The 16,279-nt window shown below is 44.8% G+C and carries 6 protein-coding genes; 2 read left to right on the top strand and 4 right to left on the bottom strand.

The window, feature by feature from the left end:
- A partial coding sequence (locus ACED53_RS11855; protein WP_371715264.1) for a cadherin-like domain-containing protein occupies positions 1–9,362 on the top strand: 9,362 nt, incomplete at its 5' end.
- A 215-nt stretch (positions 9,363–9,577) separates the two neighbouring features.
- Here ACED53_RS11855 and ACED53_RS11850 read toward each other — a convergent pair.
- The 4 genes from ACED53_RS11850 to ACED53_RS11835 form a co-directional block, all read right to left on the bottom strand.
- Positions 9,578–11,347, bottom strand: coding sequence for a sodium:solute symporter family protein (locus tag ACED53_RS11850; RefSeq protein ID WP_009846515.1), 1,770 nt, complete (start codon positions 11,345–11,347; stop codon positions 9,578–9,580).
- Positions 11,348–11,744: 397 nt separating this feature from the next.
- Complete coding sequence (locus tag ACED53_RS11845) at positions 11,745–12,371, bottom strand: bifunctional 4-hydroxy-2-oxoglutarate aldolase/2-dehydro-3-deoxy-phosphogluconate aldolase (RefSeq protein WP_009846516.1); 627 nt, start codon at positions 12,369–12,371, stop codon at positions 11,745–11,747.
- Positions 12,372–12,444: 73 nt separating this feature from the next.
- Positions 12,445–13,377, bottom strand: coding sequence for a sugar kinase (locus tag ACED53_RS11840; protein ID WP_009846517.1), 933 nt, complete (start codon positions 13,375–13,377; stop codon positions 12,445–12,447).
- A gap of 34 nt (positions 13,378–13,411) precedes the next feature.
- Entirely contained in the window at positions 13,412–13,747 is a 336-nt protein-coding gene (locus tag ACED53_RS11835) for a cupin domain-containing protein (protein WP_009846518.1), read from the bottom strand.
- 332 nt (positions 13,748–14,079) lie between these two features.
- On the opposite strand from ACED53_RS11835, the gene ACED53_RS11830 reads away from it, so the two are divergent.
- On the top strand, positions 14,080–16,278 hold the full coding sequence (locus tag ACED53_RS11830; protein WP_029225577.1) for a heparinase II/III family protein: 2,199 nt from the start codon (positions 14,080–14,082) through the stop codon (positions 16,276–16,278).
- The last annotated feature ends 1 nt before the right edge of the window (position 16,279 follow it).

Below are 16,279 nucleotides of genomic sequence, written 5' to 3'. Positions count from 1 at the left end.
ACACGACTGGGGGGTACATCGGCTTTGTGAAAGACGGAGCCAACCCAGAAGTTCCGGTCTTTACTATTAGCTTCTCTACTAGCACGGTGGGTGAATACACCTTTACGCTACTTGAAGCATTGGATCATGCTGATGGCCAAGCAAATAATGACTTGAGCTTTGAACTGCCCGTTTATGCGGTAGACCGCGATGGTGATGACTCATTGATGTCGCCATTGAAAGTAACGGTCAGCGATGACGTTCAAGGCATGCAAAATCAAACGCTGAGCATTACGGAACCAACGGTTGCAGATTTAGCCGCTGGTGTTGTCACGACAGGCACTGTTGATGTGATGCCAAACCAAAGTGCCGACGGGGCAACGATTACCCAGTTTACTTACGATAACAACGTGTACACGTTAATTCAGGGGACAACTGGAGAGCAGGTTTTCCCTGTTGCTGAAGGTAAACTGTATATCACTCTGGAAGGTGATGTCCGTTTCGAACCTAATCGCAACCTCAATCATTCAGGGGGCGATATTGTTAAGACGATTACGGTCACGTCTGAAGATAAAGATGGTGACGAAGTCACGTCGACCGTTACGCTTACTATTTCAGATGGTGCTCCGCCTGTTATTGATAACATACCACCAGTCGCTTTGGCTGAAGCAAACCTGCTTGATGGCACCTCTCCGAGCATAACGGTCACTCAAACCGGAACAATGACGTTTACATCTGGTAGTGATGATGTGAACCACTTCCGTATTGATACTGCGCAGTTCAACACAACTGGGGACCTAAAATCGGATGGTCTGGTTGTTAAGCTAAAAGAAGATCCTCTAAACAGCGACAATTATATTGGCTTCGTAGAAAACGGTGGTGTCCAAACGGACATTTTCACCATCACTTTTGATAGTTTGGTGCTTGGTCAATATACCTTCACATTGTTAGAAGAGTTAGATCACCTGCCTGTGCAAGGTAATAACGTTCAAATCTTCACTTTGCCAGTTATTGCGGTCGACCAAGACAATACGGATTCAGTAATTAAGCCTCTTACGGTGACTATTACTGATGATGTACCCGTCATTACGGATACAACAGTTGCGAGTACGTTTGTTGTTGATGAAGATGATTTAGGCTCTGTTGTGGCTCAAGCGACAGGCTCGTTTGTGACCACAGAAAGTGCAGACCAAGTAGAGGTTTACGAACTGCGTAACGTAGCCACTCTAGAAACTACTCTGACATCAGGCAATGAAGCGATTTCGATCACTGAGGTCACTGGGGCTGCGAACACAACTACCTACCAAGGTGCGACCACAAGCGGGACTCCGATTTTTACTCTTGCACTGGGTAACGATGGGTCATACACATTCACTTTACTTGGCCCTCTAAATCACGCTACTGGATCAAATGACCTAACCATACCATTTAATGTTGTGGCGGTAGACGGTGATGGCGATGACTCCAACCAGTATCAACTACCAATTCAAGTCATTGATGATGTTCCGGTAATGGCGCCGCCGACGGGCGAAACGGTTGTTGATGAAGACGACCTTTCAGGCATAGGTTCGGATCAATCTGACGACACTATCATCAATGGACTGTTCACCGTCGATGAAGGTGCCGATGGCGTTGTGAAGTATGAACTGGTTGATGAAGATTTAGTCTTGACCGGTTTAACCTCCGATGGAGAAAGCTTAGAGTGGCTAGCTGTTTCACAAAGCGGCACAAAATCCACATACGTTGCTCAAACTGTGACCAGCAATGAAGCGGTGTTTGAGATTGTTTTCGATACCTCTGATAACAGCTATCAATTCGAATTATTTAAACCACTGAAGCACCCTGACGCTGAAAACGAGAATACGATAAATCTTGATTTCTCCATCGTTGCTGAAGATTTTGATCACGACCAATCGAATGCGATCGATCTGAAGATCACGGTGACGGATGATGTTCCATTAGTGACAACACAATCGATTACTCGTGTTGAAGGTCAGGGTTATCGCGGTTCTATAGTCGATATGTTTGCTGATGCCACTGATGTAGGCGCTGATGGCGCTGAACTGAGCAAAATTGAGGCCTTTGACGGAAGTGGAATTGTTTTCCGTTCAGGGAACAATGGGCCTTACAGTAGTGATTTCGATTTAAATAGTGGTACTCAAGAGGTACGAGTATACGAGCAGATCAATGGCGCTGTTGATCCTCGAGAGCTGGGTCGACTGAAAATAAACTCAAATGGTGAGATTGAGTTTAGAGCCAATAATTACTTAGAGCATGTTGGTGATGAAATTAATTTCTCTATTAATGTAACAGCGAAGGATGGCGATTCAGATACGTCATCGACACCCTTGGACATCACTATTACGGATAGGAATTCGTCGAAAATCGCGCTGACAGTGACCACCTTTGAGGATGCGGGTAGAGACTCAACAATACCATATGCTGCAGGTAATGCTCCGATTCTTGAAAATATACAAGACAACCAAAGCGGTTTACCTAATGCACCAGCTCAAGTTGCGCTTCAGGTTAACCTGAATGACAGGGATAACAGCGAGTCTATCGGTCAACTGATTATAAAAAACAGTAACCATAGAGGCACGTTCTATTACTTTGAGGGTGGTGAGTATCACAAGTTAACGCCTGAAACTAACGGTCAAATATTATTTGGACCGCCTCAAATGCAACAAAGCTTTGCATTAAACCCGAGTGAAGTCAGACAAACTATTGCGACTATCGATAACCTGTTCTTTGTCCCTGACCAAAACTATGGTTCAGATAGTAATGGTGTTGAGATCCGCTATCAATTGGAGATCGATAATGGAGGCACTCTTGACCACAAAGTAAACTCAAGCTTCAAAATCGAGATTGAAGCGGTAGCGGATATTGCTACTTGGGATGATGGTAATAGCACTTATCAGTATCAAGTCAACGAAGATGAAGACAATGTCACACTACAGCTGAATGCAGAATCACAAGATAACACTCAAACTGAAACGATCACCTATGAGTTAGAAGTTATCGAAGGCGACGGGAAGTTTGAGCTTCTTGATAAAGACGGCAATGTGCATACTCTGACGGCGGATGGTGTATATAAAATAGCAGCAGAAGACATTAACACCACCGTGGTTAACCCTATTGATAATTTCTCGGGTCAGATTAAATTCAAAGCAACAGCGGTTACAGAAGAAACACTGAATCCTTATGAAGATACTGCCAACGGCGGAGCAAATGATAAAACTGAGGCCCGTTCTGTAGAGCAAAACATCATTATTGATGTCACCGCTGACGCGGATGCTGGAAAGTTCAGTGTTAATCGTATTCAGATTAACGAAGACAATATAGATGATCCTGATTACATAGGTCCGCTAGCTAACAAAGATGCATTCACGCTAGACGAAGTCATCACCATGACAGGGTCGGTCGATACGGATGGCTCTGAAGAACTGTTTGTTCGTATCAGCAATATTACAGAAGGCGCAGTGCTTTACTTTGTGGGTACAACCACGGTAGTTCCTATTGTCAGTGGTACCAATTACCACGAAATAGCGTATTCCGATTTGGCTAACGTTGAGGTGGTTCCAACTAAACACAGCAATGTGGATTTCACTTTTGATGTTACAGGTGTAGTGAAGGACACTGCAAACCTGTCAACCAACCCACAACAAGTCGATGTAGAAATACTCGGTACTAAAACGGTTAACGTTGAAGTGAAAGGAGTTGCTGACACACCTTATGGTGGGACGAATGGTACCGATTGGACCGCAATTACAGATGGTAGTGCAAGCGGTGTTCAAACGACGATTCAAGAGAGTCAAAACGGCGACAGCTTTGCTCTGCTTGACTTCACGGTATTGTCGGGTGAGAGAAAGCCTGACACTGGCACTACACCATTACCGGATGATGGTTCCGAATCAATAACGGTCATCTTATCGGGTATTCCTGATGGCGTTATAATTGAGGATGGTGACGGTACGGTTATTGATCTTAACTTTGTGGGTTACGAAACCGGACCGGGTGGTAGCCCTGATTTATCAAAACCTATCTACGAAGCTAATATTACGGAGGCGGGTACAACGTCAGGTATTCGTATTCGACCTGTCGACTCTTCGACCGAGAATATCCACATTCAAGGCAAAGTGATCGTAACGGAAAACGACGGTCACACACTTTCTTTTGATCAAGAAATTCGAGTGTTGGTTGAGCCTATCATCGATACCTCAACAACCTACAACAACGTCACAAACGGGAACGAAGATACGGCTATCAACATCGATTGGCATCCTGAAGGCGTTGACTATATCGACTCAGATGAGCATTTCACTTCAATTAAGATTTTCGGTATTCCACCGGGTGTCACACCCACCGTAAATGGTGATGTGACTGTTGTGAATGATGGTGCGGGTACGTTAACGATTACCCCTAAAGACGCGAATCAGACGCCGGAACAATTTACCCAAATTGCACTAGCGAATAACTTTATTCAAATGACTCCGCCAACGGACTCTAGCGTTGATTTCACATTGACGACAGAGGTAGACGTTGAGGAGCGTGATCACGAATATGTGGACTCTTCTAACCCAGGTGAGGGTATTGCGACTGCGACGGTTAAAGGTACGATCAATGTTATCGTAAGACCCGTTGTTGAGACTCATGATGGCATCGATAATCAGCTTATCGTCGACGACGTGGCTGGAACTGGTTCTTTGGGTACGGTGAGCGCCGATCCTTTGACTGGTGTACTCAAGTTTACAACCAACAGCGACAATCCGTCCGCCACGGATGAATTTGTTATTCGATATCAAGAAACCGATGCATCATCTGCTATTGAGGAAGTCGACCAACTGGTTATTCAATTAACGAATAATGACCCGAATAAGACTCCATTATCAGATGACGTATTGAATCAATTACTCGTTATTGGCGCGGCTTATGAAGGCGATGGTCGTTGGGTTGTGACGAATGAGGACTTGTTTAGTATCAGTGCTCCTAATGGTCTTGGTTTCCCTCCTATTTCTAATCTTCCAGACGTATTCAATGACATCAAGATGACTATCTTTAGTACGGTGGTTGATCGCGGTGATGGTGTTGAGGTTGAGTCATCTCCTGCCGTTATTCGGGAAGGCGAAGTGACATTATCATTTCCAGAAGTACTTGTTGGGGGAGGCGAGGTTGCAGCTAACATTACAATGGATGCTAATAGTGTTGTCGACGCTATCGAAGACACGCAACTTGATTTAGGTGCAGCACTAAATGGTGTGATCACTTTCTCTGGAGAAGATGCTTCGGTAGACCAAGTGACCATTATCATTGATGACTCCGTGACCATTAACCCAGGAGGCACTTTCCCAATTAGTTTAGCGGGAAGCAGTGAAGTCGATTTTGTTAATGGAAAATATGTATTCGAAACAACCGTTGAACAGGGCGTTCCAACTGATTTCTCAGGGCTGTTACTTAACTTGCCGGCAGACTACTCTGGTGACTTTAGATTACCACTAACCATAGTGACCAAAGATACGCTCTCTGGTGATGAGAAAACGTTAGTTACCGACGTCGTCATCAAAGTCGCGCCAGATGCAGAGACGGACCCTACGATTGAGGTGAATGTCGTCGGTTCGCTTGATGATGCCTTTAATCCTGTTGATAACGACGGTCAGGCTGGACAAGATCCGGTGGGTTACGAAGACACCTACATTCAACTCGACTTCAATTCGACTATTTCGGATCAGGTATCAGGCGTCGAAGGGGGGCAAGAGGCGTTTGCATCCATTACTTTGACGTTGGATGACCCTTCAATAGGGGCATTCTATGACAATACGGGTACCTCACTTGGTACCTCAGTCACGTTTAATCAAGCTGAAATCGCGGCGGGGGCGCTCGATAATGTCCTCTTTAGGGCGATAGAAAACTACCCAACTGGAAATGATATTAACCAAGTGCAGATTAATGTAAGTGGTACAGTTACAGATACCGCAACCTACAATGATTCTGCTTTTCCGGTAGGCACTGCAACCGACTCCGATACCTTCAATACAAGTGTTCGTTTTGATGTTGTTCCGGTTGTTGATGATGTACATGTCTCTGGACCGGGTAGTGATCCTGATGTAATCGAGATTACCGGCAACGAAGACCAGCTTATTTCCTTGTCAGGTACAGGACCTGTATCGATTGCACTGACTGACCTTGATGGATCAGAACAGTTTGTATCGATTAAGTTCACCGATGTCCCTGATGGCTTCCAGATGCGTGTAGATGCTGGTTCTGCTTACACTGTGAAAAACAACGGTGGCGGTGAGTGGAGTGTTCAATTGCCTCAAGCTTCTGGACTTTCATTCGACTTAAGTGAAATTTCGATTTTACCGCCTAAAAACTTCAGTGGTACTGCTGAGTTTGGTGTTGAAGTGTTCACTCAAGAGTCGCTACTTGGCGTACCGACTGCGGCTGCAAACTTACCAAGCTTCAAACTGCATGTGGTGCCTGTTGGTGACGATGTTGATACCAATCCTACGGACTCTGTAACAGGCAACGAAGGGCAGAATATTGATATCGAAATCAATGCGACTATTTTAGATAAAGAGTTGTCGGCCACAGGAAGCGGAACGTATACCGAAAATGCACCCGAAACCCTTCGAGTCGAAGTGGCAGGTGTTCCTCAAGATGCTTCTATCTACTACCCTGACGGAACCACTATAGGTAGCTATGATCCAGCGACGCAACTCTGGACACTAAACGTTCCAGCTCAGTCGTTAGATAAGATCGTATTTAACTCTGGCGAACATAATAGTGATACAGGTAATGCTTTGGGTATTAATGGTCCACTGCAGATTACCGTTCGTTCTGTGGATACAGATGCTGATAACACGGAGCATTTAGGCACACCAACGAGTTTCAATGTTGATTTAGTGATTGATCCTATCAACAATCAACCGACCTTTGTCAATGTGACTAACCTTGAAACGACAGAAGACTCTACTGGTGTGGCAATCAACAACTTTAGTATCTACGATATCGACGCAAACTTTGATAATCCAGATGCACCGTATGTACTGACGCTAAAAGTTGACCAAACACTGCCGGGTGCACAGGGCGAGTTTGTACTCCCAAGCACTCAATCCAATGGTGTGACATTTGTATTGCAGGCTGATGGCTCACTTGTCATGACAGGTAAAGAAGCTGACATCAATGCAGCGCTAACTAATGGCGAGGTTACGTTCAAACCGGACCCGGATCAGAACTATCTCAATCAGGGTGGGTTAGTGACCATTAATGCTACGATCGATGACGGTGGTAATAACGGTTTGATTGATGCGGGTGATCCGAATACCGCTCAAACGAATCAAACTACCTTCACTATTAAAGTGACGGAATATAATGATGCTCCGATAGCGGCCAATGTTGATTTGGGCTCGATTCCGGAAGATGGCCAAATCGTGATTGTTGAGGGTGACTTGATTACGGCAAGCTCTGATATCGAAAATCATAACCTTACCGTAACAGATATCAGCCTTACTCAAAATCAAGGTCAAGGTCAGCTTCAGAGGTTTGAGAACATTGCTGGGGCGGATGACAATTCGATTAATGGTCCATACTGGGTGTTCACGGCAGCTGATGATTATAATGGAGACGTCAAATTCAATTACTCCATTATCGATGATGGTACAACCGACGGTTCGCCGGACTTCAAAGTGGGCAGTGCGGAAATCAGCCTTGTAGTTACAGAAGTTAATGACCAACCAGTGGCAACCGATATTGATTTGGGCACCATGCTTGAAGAAGGTCAGCTAATCATCAAAGCTGAAGACCTGGTTACAGCGACGACAGACCCTGAGGGGCATGCCATTACGGTAACTAAGGTCGAAATCGATCAAGGTCAGGGGCAAATTCAGAAGTTTGAGAACGTTGGTGGGGCGGATGACAATTCGATTAATGGCCCATACTGGGTATTCACGGCAGCTGATGATTACAATGGCGATGTTACATTCACCTATACCGTAGAAGATAACGGTACAACCAATGGCTCAAATGATTTCTTAACGGATACCGCGGAAATCAGCGTTGTGGTACAAGGTGTTAACGATACACCTGTTGTTAATGGTGACAATGTCACTGATTTTGTTGATGAAGAATCGGGTCAGCTGCTGAGTGGCATCAATGTCAGTGATCCTGATTATATTGATTCATTTTCTAATGACTTGATGACGGTCACTTTGACGGTGGATTACGGAACGTTAAATGTGTCGCTGCCTGCCGTGACAACTGTGATGGTGAATGGCAACAACACAGGTTCGGTCATCTTAGTAGGTACCTTGAGCGACCTAAATGCATTGATTGACACACCGACTAGCCCTGCGGGTGTTTATCTGGATGCGAGCTTGTCTCCAACCAATAGCATTGGCTTGGAAGTCATCGCGAAAGATAGCGGAAACCCTTCTGGTATCGTCATTGAAACCACGCCTGTTATCTATGATATCGCAGTAACTCCTGTGGCGAATGCGCCGACCTTGTCGATTGATACTGCGTCTAACTACGTCAGAAATATCACCGCCAACCAGTCTGTAAGCGCTAGTGGCGTTCCTTTGGTTGGTATTATTGCAGCCTTGACCGATATTACGGAAGAGCTAACGCTACGTATCAGTGATGTGCCTGCTGGTGCTCAAATTACGAGTGATGTGGGTTCAGTGACTGATGTCGGTGGTGGTATTTGGATTGCTACGGCGGATGCGATTGACACTGTGAAAGTGGTCGGGCTTTCTGATACGCCGGGAAGCTACACACTCAAAGTGGAGGCGGTTTCAGAAGAGCTAGATAACAGCGATACCGCAACATCGGCTTCGATAGACCTCAATTTGAACATTGTGTCTAACGGTGTTGATATCGATTTAGCGACAGAAACCGACGATGTTCAGTTATTGGCAGGGGCTGGCAATATCGACCTGACAGCAGGTTCTGGAAATGATCGTCTGGAAGGAGGTTCGGGTGACGATACGTTAGTTGGCGGTGATGGTAACGACACTCTCATCGGTGGAGACGGTTCCGATATTCTGACTGGTGGCGACGGTATGGATTCGTTTGTATGGTTCAACATCGAAGATGGTGTCGAAGATACGATTACCGACTTTAGCCTATCTGAAGGAGACCAACTCGATCTAAGAGAAGTGTTACCTGAGCTGAAAAGTGCCTCACCAGATATAACAACACTGCTGCAACACATTGATGCGAAGGTCGACGGGGATGATATTGAGCTTACGATTAACCCTGATGGCTTAGGCACGACAGAACAAGTGATTGTGGTTGAAGATCTTGCGCCTCAGCTGACGTTAAATGGCACCATGCCTTCTGATATTCTGGATGCGCTAGTACAGCAGAATGTTATGACTCACGGTTAACGCTCAATTGATAAGCGCTAGTGATTAGAAGTGAATAACTAAACCATAACGAAATAGGCCAGCAATGCTGGCCTATTTGTTATTAAATCTTGCTAAATGAGCCCCGATAAACCAATAGCCTCGATAAAACAACAAAAAGCCCATGCTGTCGGGGGAAAGCATGGGCATTATTTTATGTGTTATATCAGCTAAGCGAATAGTGTTCTTTCTCTATACTATTTGAGAATCGCTCCATCATTTAGCTTTTTTGCAGGGTTTTTGGCCGCATTAACCAGTAGGATACCAACGGTTAGTACCATCGAACCACATAGTAGGAACAACAAGCGTCCTGTTGGTTCGTTTGGAATCAGAGCCATTGCTAGGATACCGAAACCTGCTGTGCTGATAAGCTTACCAAGCATTGAACGCTGTTTAGTATCTAGGTTTTGTTGCTCTTCACCTTCCGCTACTAATGGTGTGTTCCAGTTAGTGAATAGTTGGTCAACTTCTTTCTCACGTTCAGGCGATAGGCCTTTGTAGAAGCGAGAAGTTAGCATGAAGTAACCACCAGTAAACACTACGTGAGCAGCTAAGCTAAGACCTACTTTCAAGTCGCTCCATTCACGGCCAGTAAGCGCTGTTTCCATACCGAATAGGTGCTCGATGTCTTCTGCTTGAAGCGAGATACCGAAGATGTAAGAAACGAAACCACCAACCACGAGAGTAGACCAACCAGCCCAGTCAGGCGTCTTACGAATCCACATACCAAGTAGTACAGGGATAAGCATTGGGAAGCCAATTAACGCACCTACGTTCATTACGATATCGAACAAGCTCAAGTGACGTAGAGAGTTAATGAACAAGCCAATCGCGATGATGATAACACCCATCATAATAGTCGTTAGCTTACTTACAATAACCAGCTCTTTCTGAGTCGCATTTTGACGAAGAATCGGGCTGTAGAAGTTCATTACAAAGATACCAGCGTTACGGTTCAAACCTGAATCCATAGAAGACATCGTTGCAGCGAACATTGCTGACATAAGAAGACCAACCATACCTGCTGGCATTACGTTCTGTACGAATGCTAGGTAAGCAGCATCACCCGCTTTATCACCCATTGAAGCGTACTCTAATGCGAACTCAGGCATGAATGCACTTACGTACCATGGTGGTAGGAACCAAATTAGTGGACCAACAACCATAAGGATACATGCTAGGCCTGCCGCTTTACGTGCGTTTTCACTGTCTTTTGCACATAGGTAACGGTAAGCGTTGATGCTGTTGTTCATTACACCGAATTGCTTCACGAAGATGAACACAACCCAAAGGATGAAGATGCTCATGTAGTTTAGGTTGTTACCTAACATGAAGTCGCCGTCGAAGTTAGCAACGATGTTAGTTAAGCCACCACCGTGGAAGTAAGCCGCAACCGCACAAGTGATTGTCACGGCCATGATTACAAGCATTTGCATGAAGTCAGAAGCAACAACCGCCCAAGAGCCGCCTGTTACTGCCATCAATACTAGAACCATACCCGTTACCACAATGGTTGCTTCCATTGGGATGTTGAATACAGCAGCTACGAAGATAGCGAGACCGTTTAGCCAGATACCTGCAGAGATAAGACTGTCAGGCATACCTGCCCATGTGAAGAACTGTTCAGACGTTTTACCAAAGCGTTGACGAATGGCTTCGATCGCCGTTACCACACGAAGTTGGCGGAACTTTGGAGCGAAGTACATATAGTTCATGAAGTAGCCAAAAGCATTGGCTAAGAATAGGATTACAATAACGAAACCGTCATTGAACGCGCGTCCTGCGGCACCTGTAAACGTCCATGCTGAAAACTGTGTCATGAAGGCGGTTGCACCAACCATCCACCACAACATTTTGCCGCCCCCTCTGAAGTAATCACTTGTAGAGGTGGTGAACTTACGGAACATCCAACCAATCGCGATTAAAAAGAAGAAGTAGGCGAGAACAACAAAAGTATCAATAGTCATCTTTTCAGCCTTTTAAGTTTCATAATTAACTGACACCTAGATTACTCCTTTCGTATGTTTATTTGTACTACAATATGTCTTTAGCGTGATCTGGGGCGCATGTTTATTTCATCATAGATGGCACTTAAAGCCGTTTAAGAGCTTAATTTTTTGCAATTATTTCAAACTTCATCGTTGTCGTCGGATAAATGCTTGAAAGTAAGCATTTAAAATAATAATACAAATGTCCATGTGGTTATAGGGGTTAGTTGAGCGAGCGTGTTGATTTAGAAGTGACAAAACTCTAATAAGTATGGTTAAAAATAAAATAGGTGTGTCCACTTTATATCACGTAATAAAAAAGCGAGCACAGAGCTCGCTTTCGTCGTTGAACAAGTGTCAGCCGGTTAACGCGAACCTATCTATTGACTAGCTCGACAGCGTCACGAACAAGCTTGCCTAGTTCGTCCCACTTACCTTCGTCGATAAGGTTAGTTGGAACCATCCAAGTACCGCCACACGCAAGAACAGAAGGGATCGATAGGTATTCATCTACATTCTTCAAGCTTACGCCACCAGTAGGCATAAATTTAACAGGGTAAACTGCTGTTAGTGCTTTAAGCATACCTGTACCGCCAGAAGGCTCAGCAGGAAAGAACTTCAACGTGCGAAGGCCCATTTCCATTGCTTGTTCAACTAGGCTTGGGTTGTTAACACCCGGTACAATTGCGACACCTTTATCGATACAGTATTGAACTGTACGAGGGTTAAAACCTGGGCTTACGATGAAATCAACGCCAGCTTCGATAGATGCGTCAACTTGCTCGTTAGTCAGTACAGTACCTGAACCGATTAGCATGTCTGGGAATTCTTTACGCATGATGCGAATCGCTTCGATTGCACATTCTGTACGCAGTGTGATTTCTGCACATGGCATGCCGTTTTCAACCAGTGCCTTGCCTAGGGGGATGGCATCTTCAGCACGGTTGATAGCGATTACAGGGATTACTTTTAGGTTTGCTAGTTGTTCATTTAATGTAGTCATGAATTCTTTCTCACGTTAATAATGGGTCTGCTTTCAACTAAGCAAACCCTTGATTAATAGTTAAAGTGCGCAATTATAGAGACAAATCAGGGGTCGCTTCTAGAGGAATGATAGCACCTGGATGCTGAATCACAGTCCCTGCCACAATGTGACCTGCTAATGCTGCATCACGCGCATTGCCACCGCTCAAGCGTTTAGCCAAGAAGCCTGCACTGAACGAATCGCCAGCCGCTGTTGTATCAACGATGCTGTCTACTGGGTTTGGTGCAACGTACTGAGCACTTTGGCTTTCAACCACTAGGCAGTCTTTCGCGCCACGCTTAATGATGATCTCTTTCACACCAGACTCAGACGTACGTGCAATACACTGTTCAATGCTTTCGTCACCGTACAGCTCTTGCTCGTCATCGAACGTCAGTAGCGCTGTGTCGGTGTACTTAAGCATCTTCAAGTACCAAGAAATCGCTTCTTGTTGGCTTTCCCAAAGTTTTGGACGAAAGTTATTGTCGAAGAATACTTGGCCGCCTTGAGCTTTGAATTTGTCTAAGAAGCTGAATAGCTGTGCGCGTCCGTTCTCTGTCAAGATAGCAAGCGTAATACCACTTAGGTAAACCGCGTCAAAAGAAAATAGCTTATCAAGTAGAGCAGGCGTGTCTTGCTGGTCAAACATGAATTTTGCTGCAGCATCATTACGCCAGTAGTGGAAACTGCGTTCACCAGTTTCATCGGTCTCGATGTAGTAAAGCCCTGGTTGTTTGTGATCAAGCTGAGCAATTAAGCTAGTGTCGATACCTTCCGCTTGCCACTTTTCTAACATGTCGGTACTGAATGGGTCAGTGCCTAGTGCTGTTACGTAGCTCGTGTTGATATCTTGCTCTTTTGTTAAGCGAGACAAGTAAAGTGCTGTATTCAGTGTATCGCCACCAAAACTCTGCTGAAGCCCGTCTTGTTTCTGTTGTAGCTCAACCATGCACTCGCCAATGACCGCGATGTTTAATGATTTCATATGCTTACCTTAGCAACTGAGGTTGCGCTAGTTATTATTTTAGGAAATCTTCACGCGCAGGATTGAAGATATCAAGAAGGATGCTGTCTTGCTCTAGAGCAACGGCGCCGTGCATCATGTGTTTACGCGCGAAGTAAGCATCGCCTTCTTTAAGCACTTTCTTTTCACCTTCGATTTCAGCTTCGAAGCTACCACGAACAACATAACCGATTTGGTCGTGAATTTCGTGAGTATGAGGATGGCCAATTGCGCCCTTATCAAAACATAGGTGTACAGCCATAAGATCGTCAGTGTACGCGACGATTTTACGCTTGATACCACCGCCCAATTCTTCCCATGGGTTTTCATCTAGAATAAAGAAAGAGTTCATTGTGTATCTCCTAATCTGTTTAAATCTTTTAAGTGTTACTTAACTGTGTTCATCATAAGGGAATGAGGTTAATTGTAATACAATATATCTAGCGTTGTGTGATATTGATCAAGCGATACTTTATATAGCGCAAATAAATCAACAACTTAACAAATGCCTGATGTTTAGTGTTATCTATTCATATCAATAGCTTATGCGGGTTTATGTGATTCTGCTCATCATTTTGCGACGAATAGGTACAATTAAAGCTAATATTGTATTACTTTATATGGAGTTTGAAAATTTAATCAAAGTTTAAACCGATAAACTCTTTATTGAGGGTGACAAAGAATATGACGACTAAACCAGTATTGTTGACTGAAGCAGAAATAGAGCAACTTCACCTTGAAGTGGGCCGTTCTAGCTTAATGGGCAAAACCATTGCAGCGAACGCGAAAGACCTAGAAGCGTTCATGTGCTTACCTATTGATGTTCCTGGTCACGGAGAAGCGGGTGGTTACGAGCATAACCGCCATAAGCAAAACTACACGTACATGAACTTAGCTGGTCGCATGTTCTTGATCACTAAAGAGCAAAAGTACGCTGACTTTGTTACAGAACTACTAGAAGAGTACGCGGACAAATATCTAACGTTTGATTACCACGTACAGAAAAACACTAACCCTACAGGTCGTTTGTTCCACCAAATCTTGAACGAACACTGCTGGTTAATGTTCTCAAGCTTGGCTTACTCTTGTGTTGCTTCAACACTGACACAAGAGCAGCGTGACAACATTGAATCGCGCATTTTCGAACCAATGCTAGAAATGTTTACGGTTAAATACGCACACGACTTCGACCGCATTCACAACCACGGTATTTGGGCAGTAGCCGCTGTGGGTATCTGTGGTCTTGCTCTAGGCAAGCGCGAGTACCTTGAAATGTCAGTGTACGGCATCGACCGTAACGATACTGGCGGCTTTCTAGCTCAAATCTCTCAACTGTTTGCACCTTCTGGTTATTACATGGAAGGTCCTTACTACCACCGTTACGCGATTCGCCCAACGTGTGTGTTCGCTGAAGTGATTCACCGTCATATGCCTGAAGTTGATATCTACAACTACAAAGGCGGCGTGATTGGTAACACAGTACAAGCAATGCTGGCGACAGCGTACCCGAACGGTGAATTCCCGGCTCTGAACGATGCATCTCGCACAATGGGCATCACAGACATGGGTGTTCAAGTTGCCGTCAGTGTTTACAGCAAACATTACTCTTCAGAAAACGGCGTAGATCAAAACATTCTTGGTATGGCGAAGATTCAAGACGCAGTATGGATGCACCCATGTGGTCTTGAGTTATCTAAAGCATACGAAGCGGCTTCTGTTGAAAAAGAAATCGGCATGCCTTTCTGGCCAAGTGTTGAATTGAACGAAGGCCCTGAAGGTCACAACGGCGCGCAAGGTTTTATCCGCATGCAGGATAAGAAAGGCGACGTTTCTCAGTTAGTGATGAACTACGGCCAACACGGCATGGGTCACGGCAACTTCGATACGCTGGGTATTTCTTTCTTCAACCGAGGTCAAGAAGTGCTACGTGAATACGGCTTCTGCCGTTGGGTGAACGTTGAGCCAAAATTCGGCGGTCGTTACCTAGATGAAAACAAATCTTACGCACGTCAAACGATTGCTCATAATGCAGTAACCATTGATGAAAAATGTCAGAATAACTTTGACGTTGAGCGTGCAGACTCAGTACACGGCTTGCCTCACTTCTTTAAAGTAGAAGACGAGAAAATCAACGGCATGAGTGCATTTGCTAACGATCACTACCAAGGTTTTGACATGCAACGCAGCGTGTTCATGTTAAACCTTGAAGAGCTTGAATCTCCGCTATTGTTAGACCTTTACCGCTTAGACTCTACAAAAGGCGGCGAAGGCGAGCACCAATACGACTACTCACACCAATATGCAGGTCAGATTGTTCGCACTAACTTTGAATACCAAGCAAACAAAGAGTTAAACACGCTAGGCAGCGATTTCGGTTATCAACACTTATGGAACGTCGCAAGTGGTGAAGTCAAGGGCACAGCACTTGTGAGCTGGCTACAAAACAACACGTACTACACTTGGCTAGGCGCAACGTCTAACGACAATGCTGAAGTTGTCTTTACTCGCACTGGTGCTAACGATCCAAGCTTCAACCTACGTTCAGAGCCTGCATTCATTTTACGTAGCAAAGGCGAAACAACACTGTTCGCTTCTGTTCTAGAAACGCACGGTTACTTTAACGAAGAGTTCGAACAATCAGTAAATGCTCGCGGCGTTGTGAAAGACATCAAGGTTGTAGCGCATACAAACGTCGGTTCAGTCGTCGAAATCACCACAGAGAAGTCAAATGTGACAGTGATGATCAGCAACCAACTTGGTGCGACTGAGAGCACTGAACACAAAGTAGAACTGAACGGTAAAGTATACAGCTGGACAGGCTTCTACTCAGTAGAAACAATTTTAAACCCAGAATTAGCAAGCACAGCAGAGCAGGGGAAATAAT

It is taken from the genome of Vibrio sp. 1F169 (assembly GCF_041439605.1).
Taxonomy (GTDB): Bacteria; Pseudomonadota; Gammaproteobacteria; order Enterobacterales; family Vibrionaceae; genus Vibrio; species Vibrio tasmaniensis_A.
This window is presented reverse-complemented; position numbering and strand designations above follow the sequence as displayed.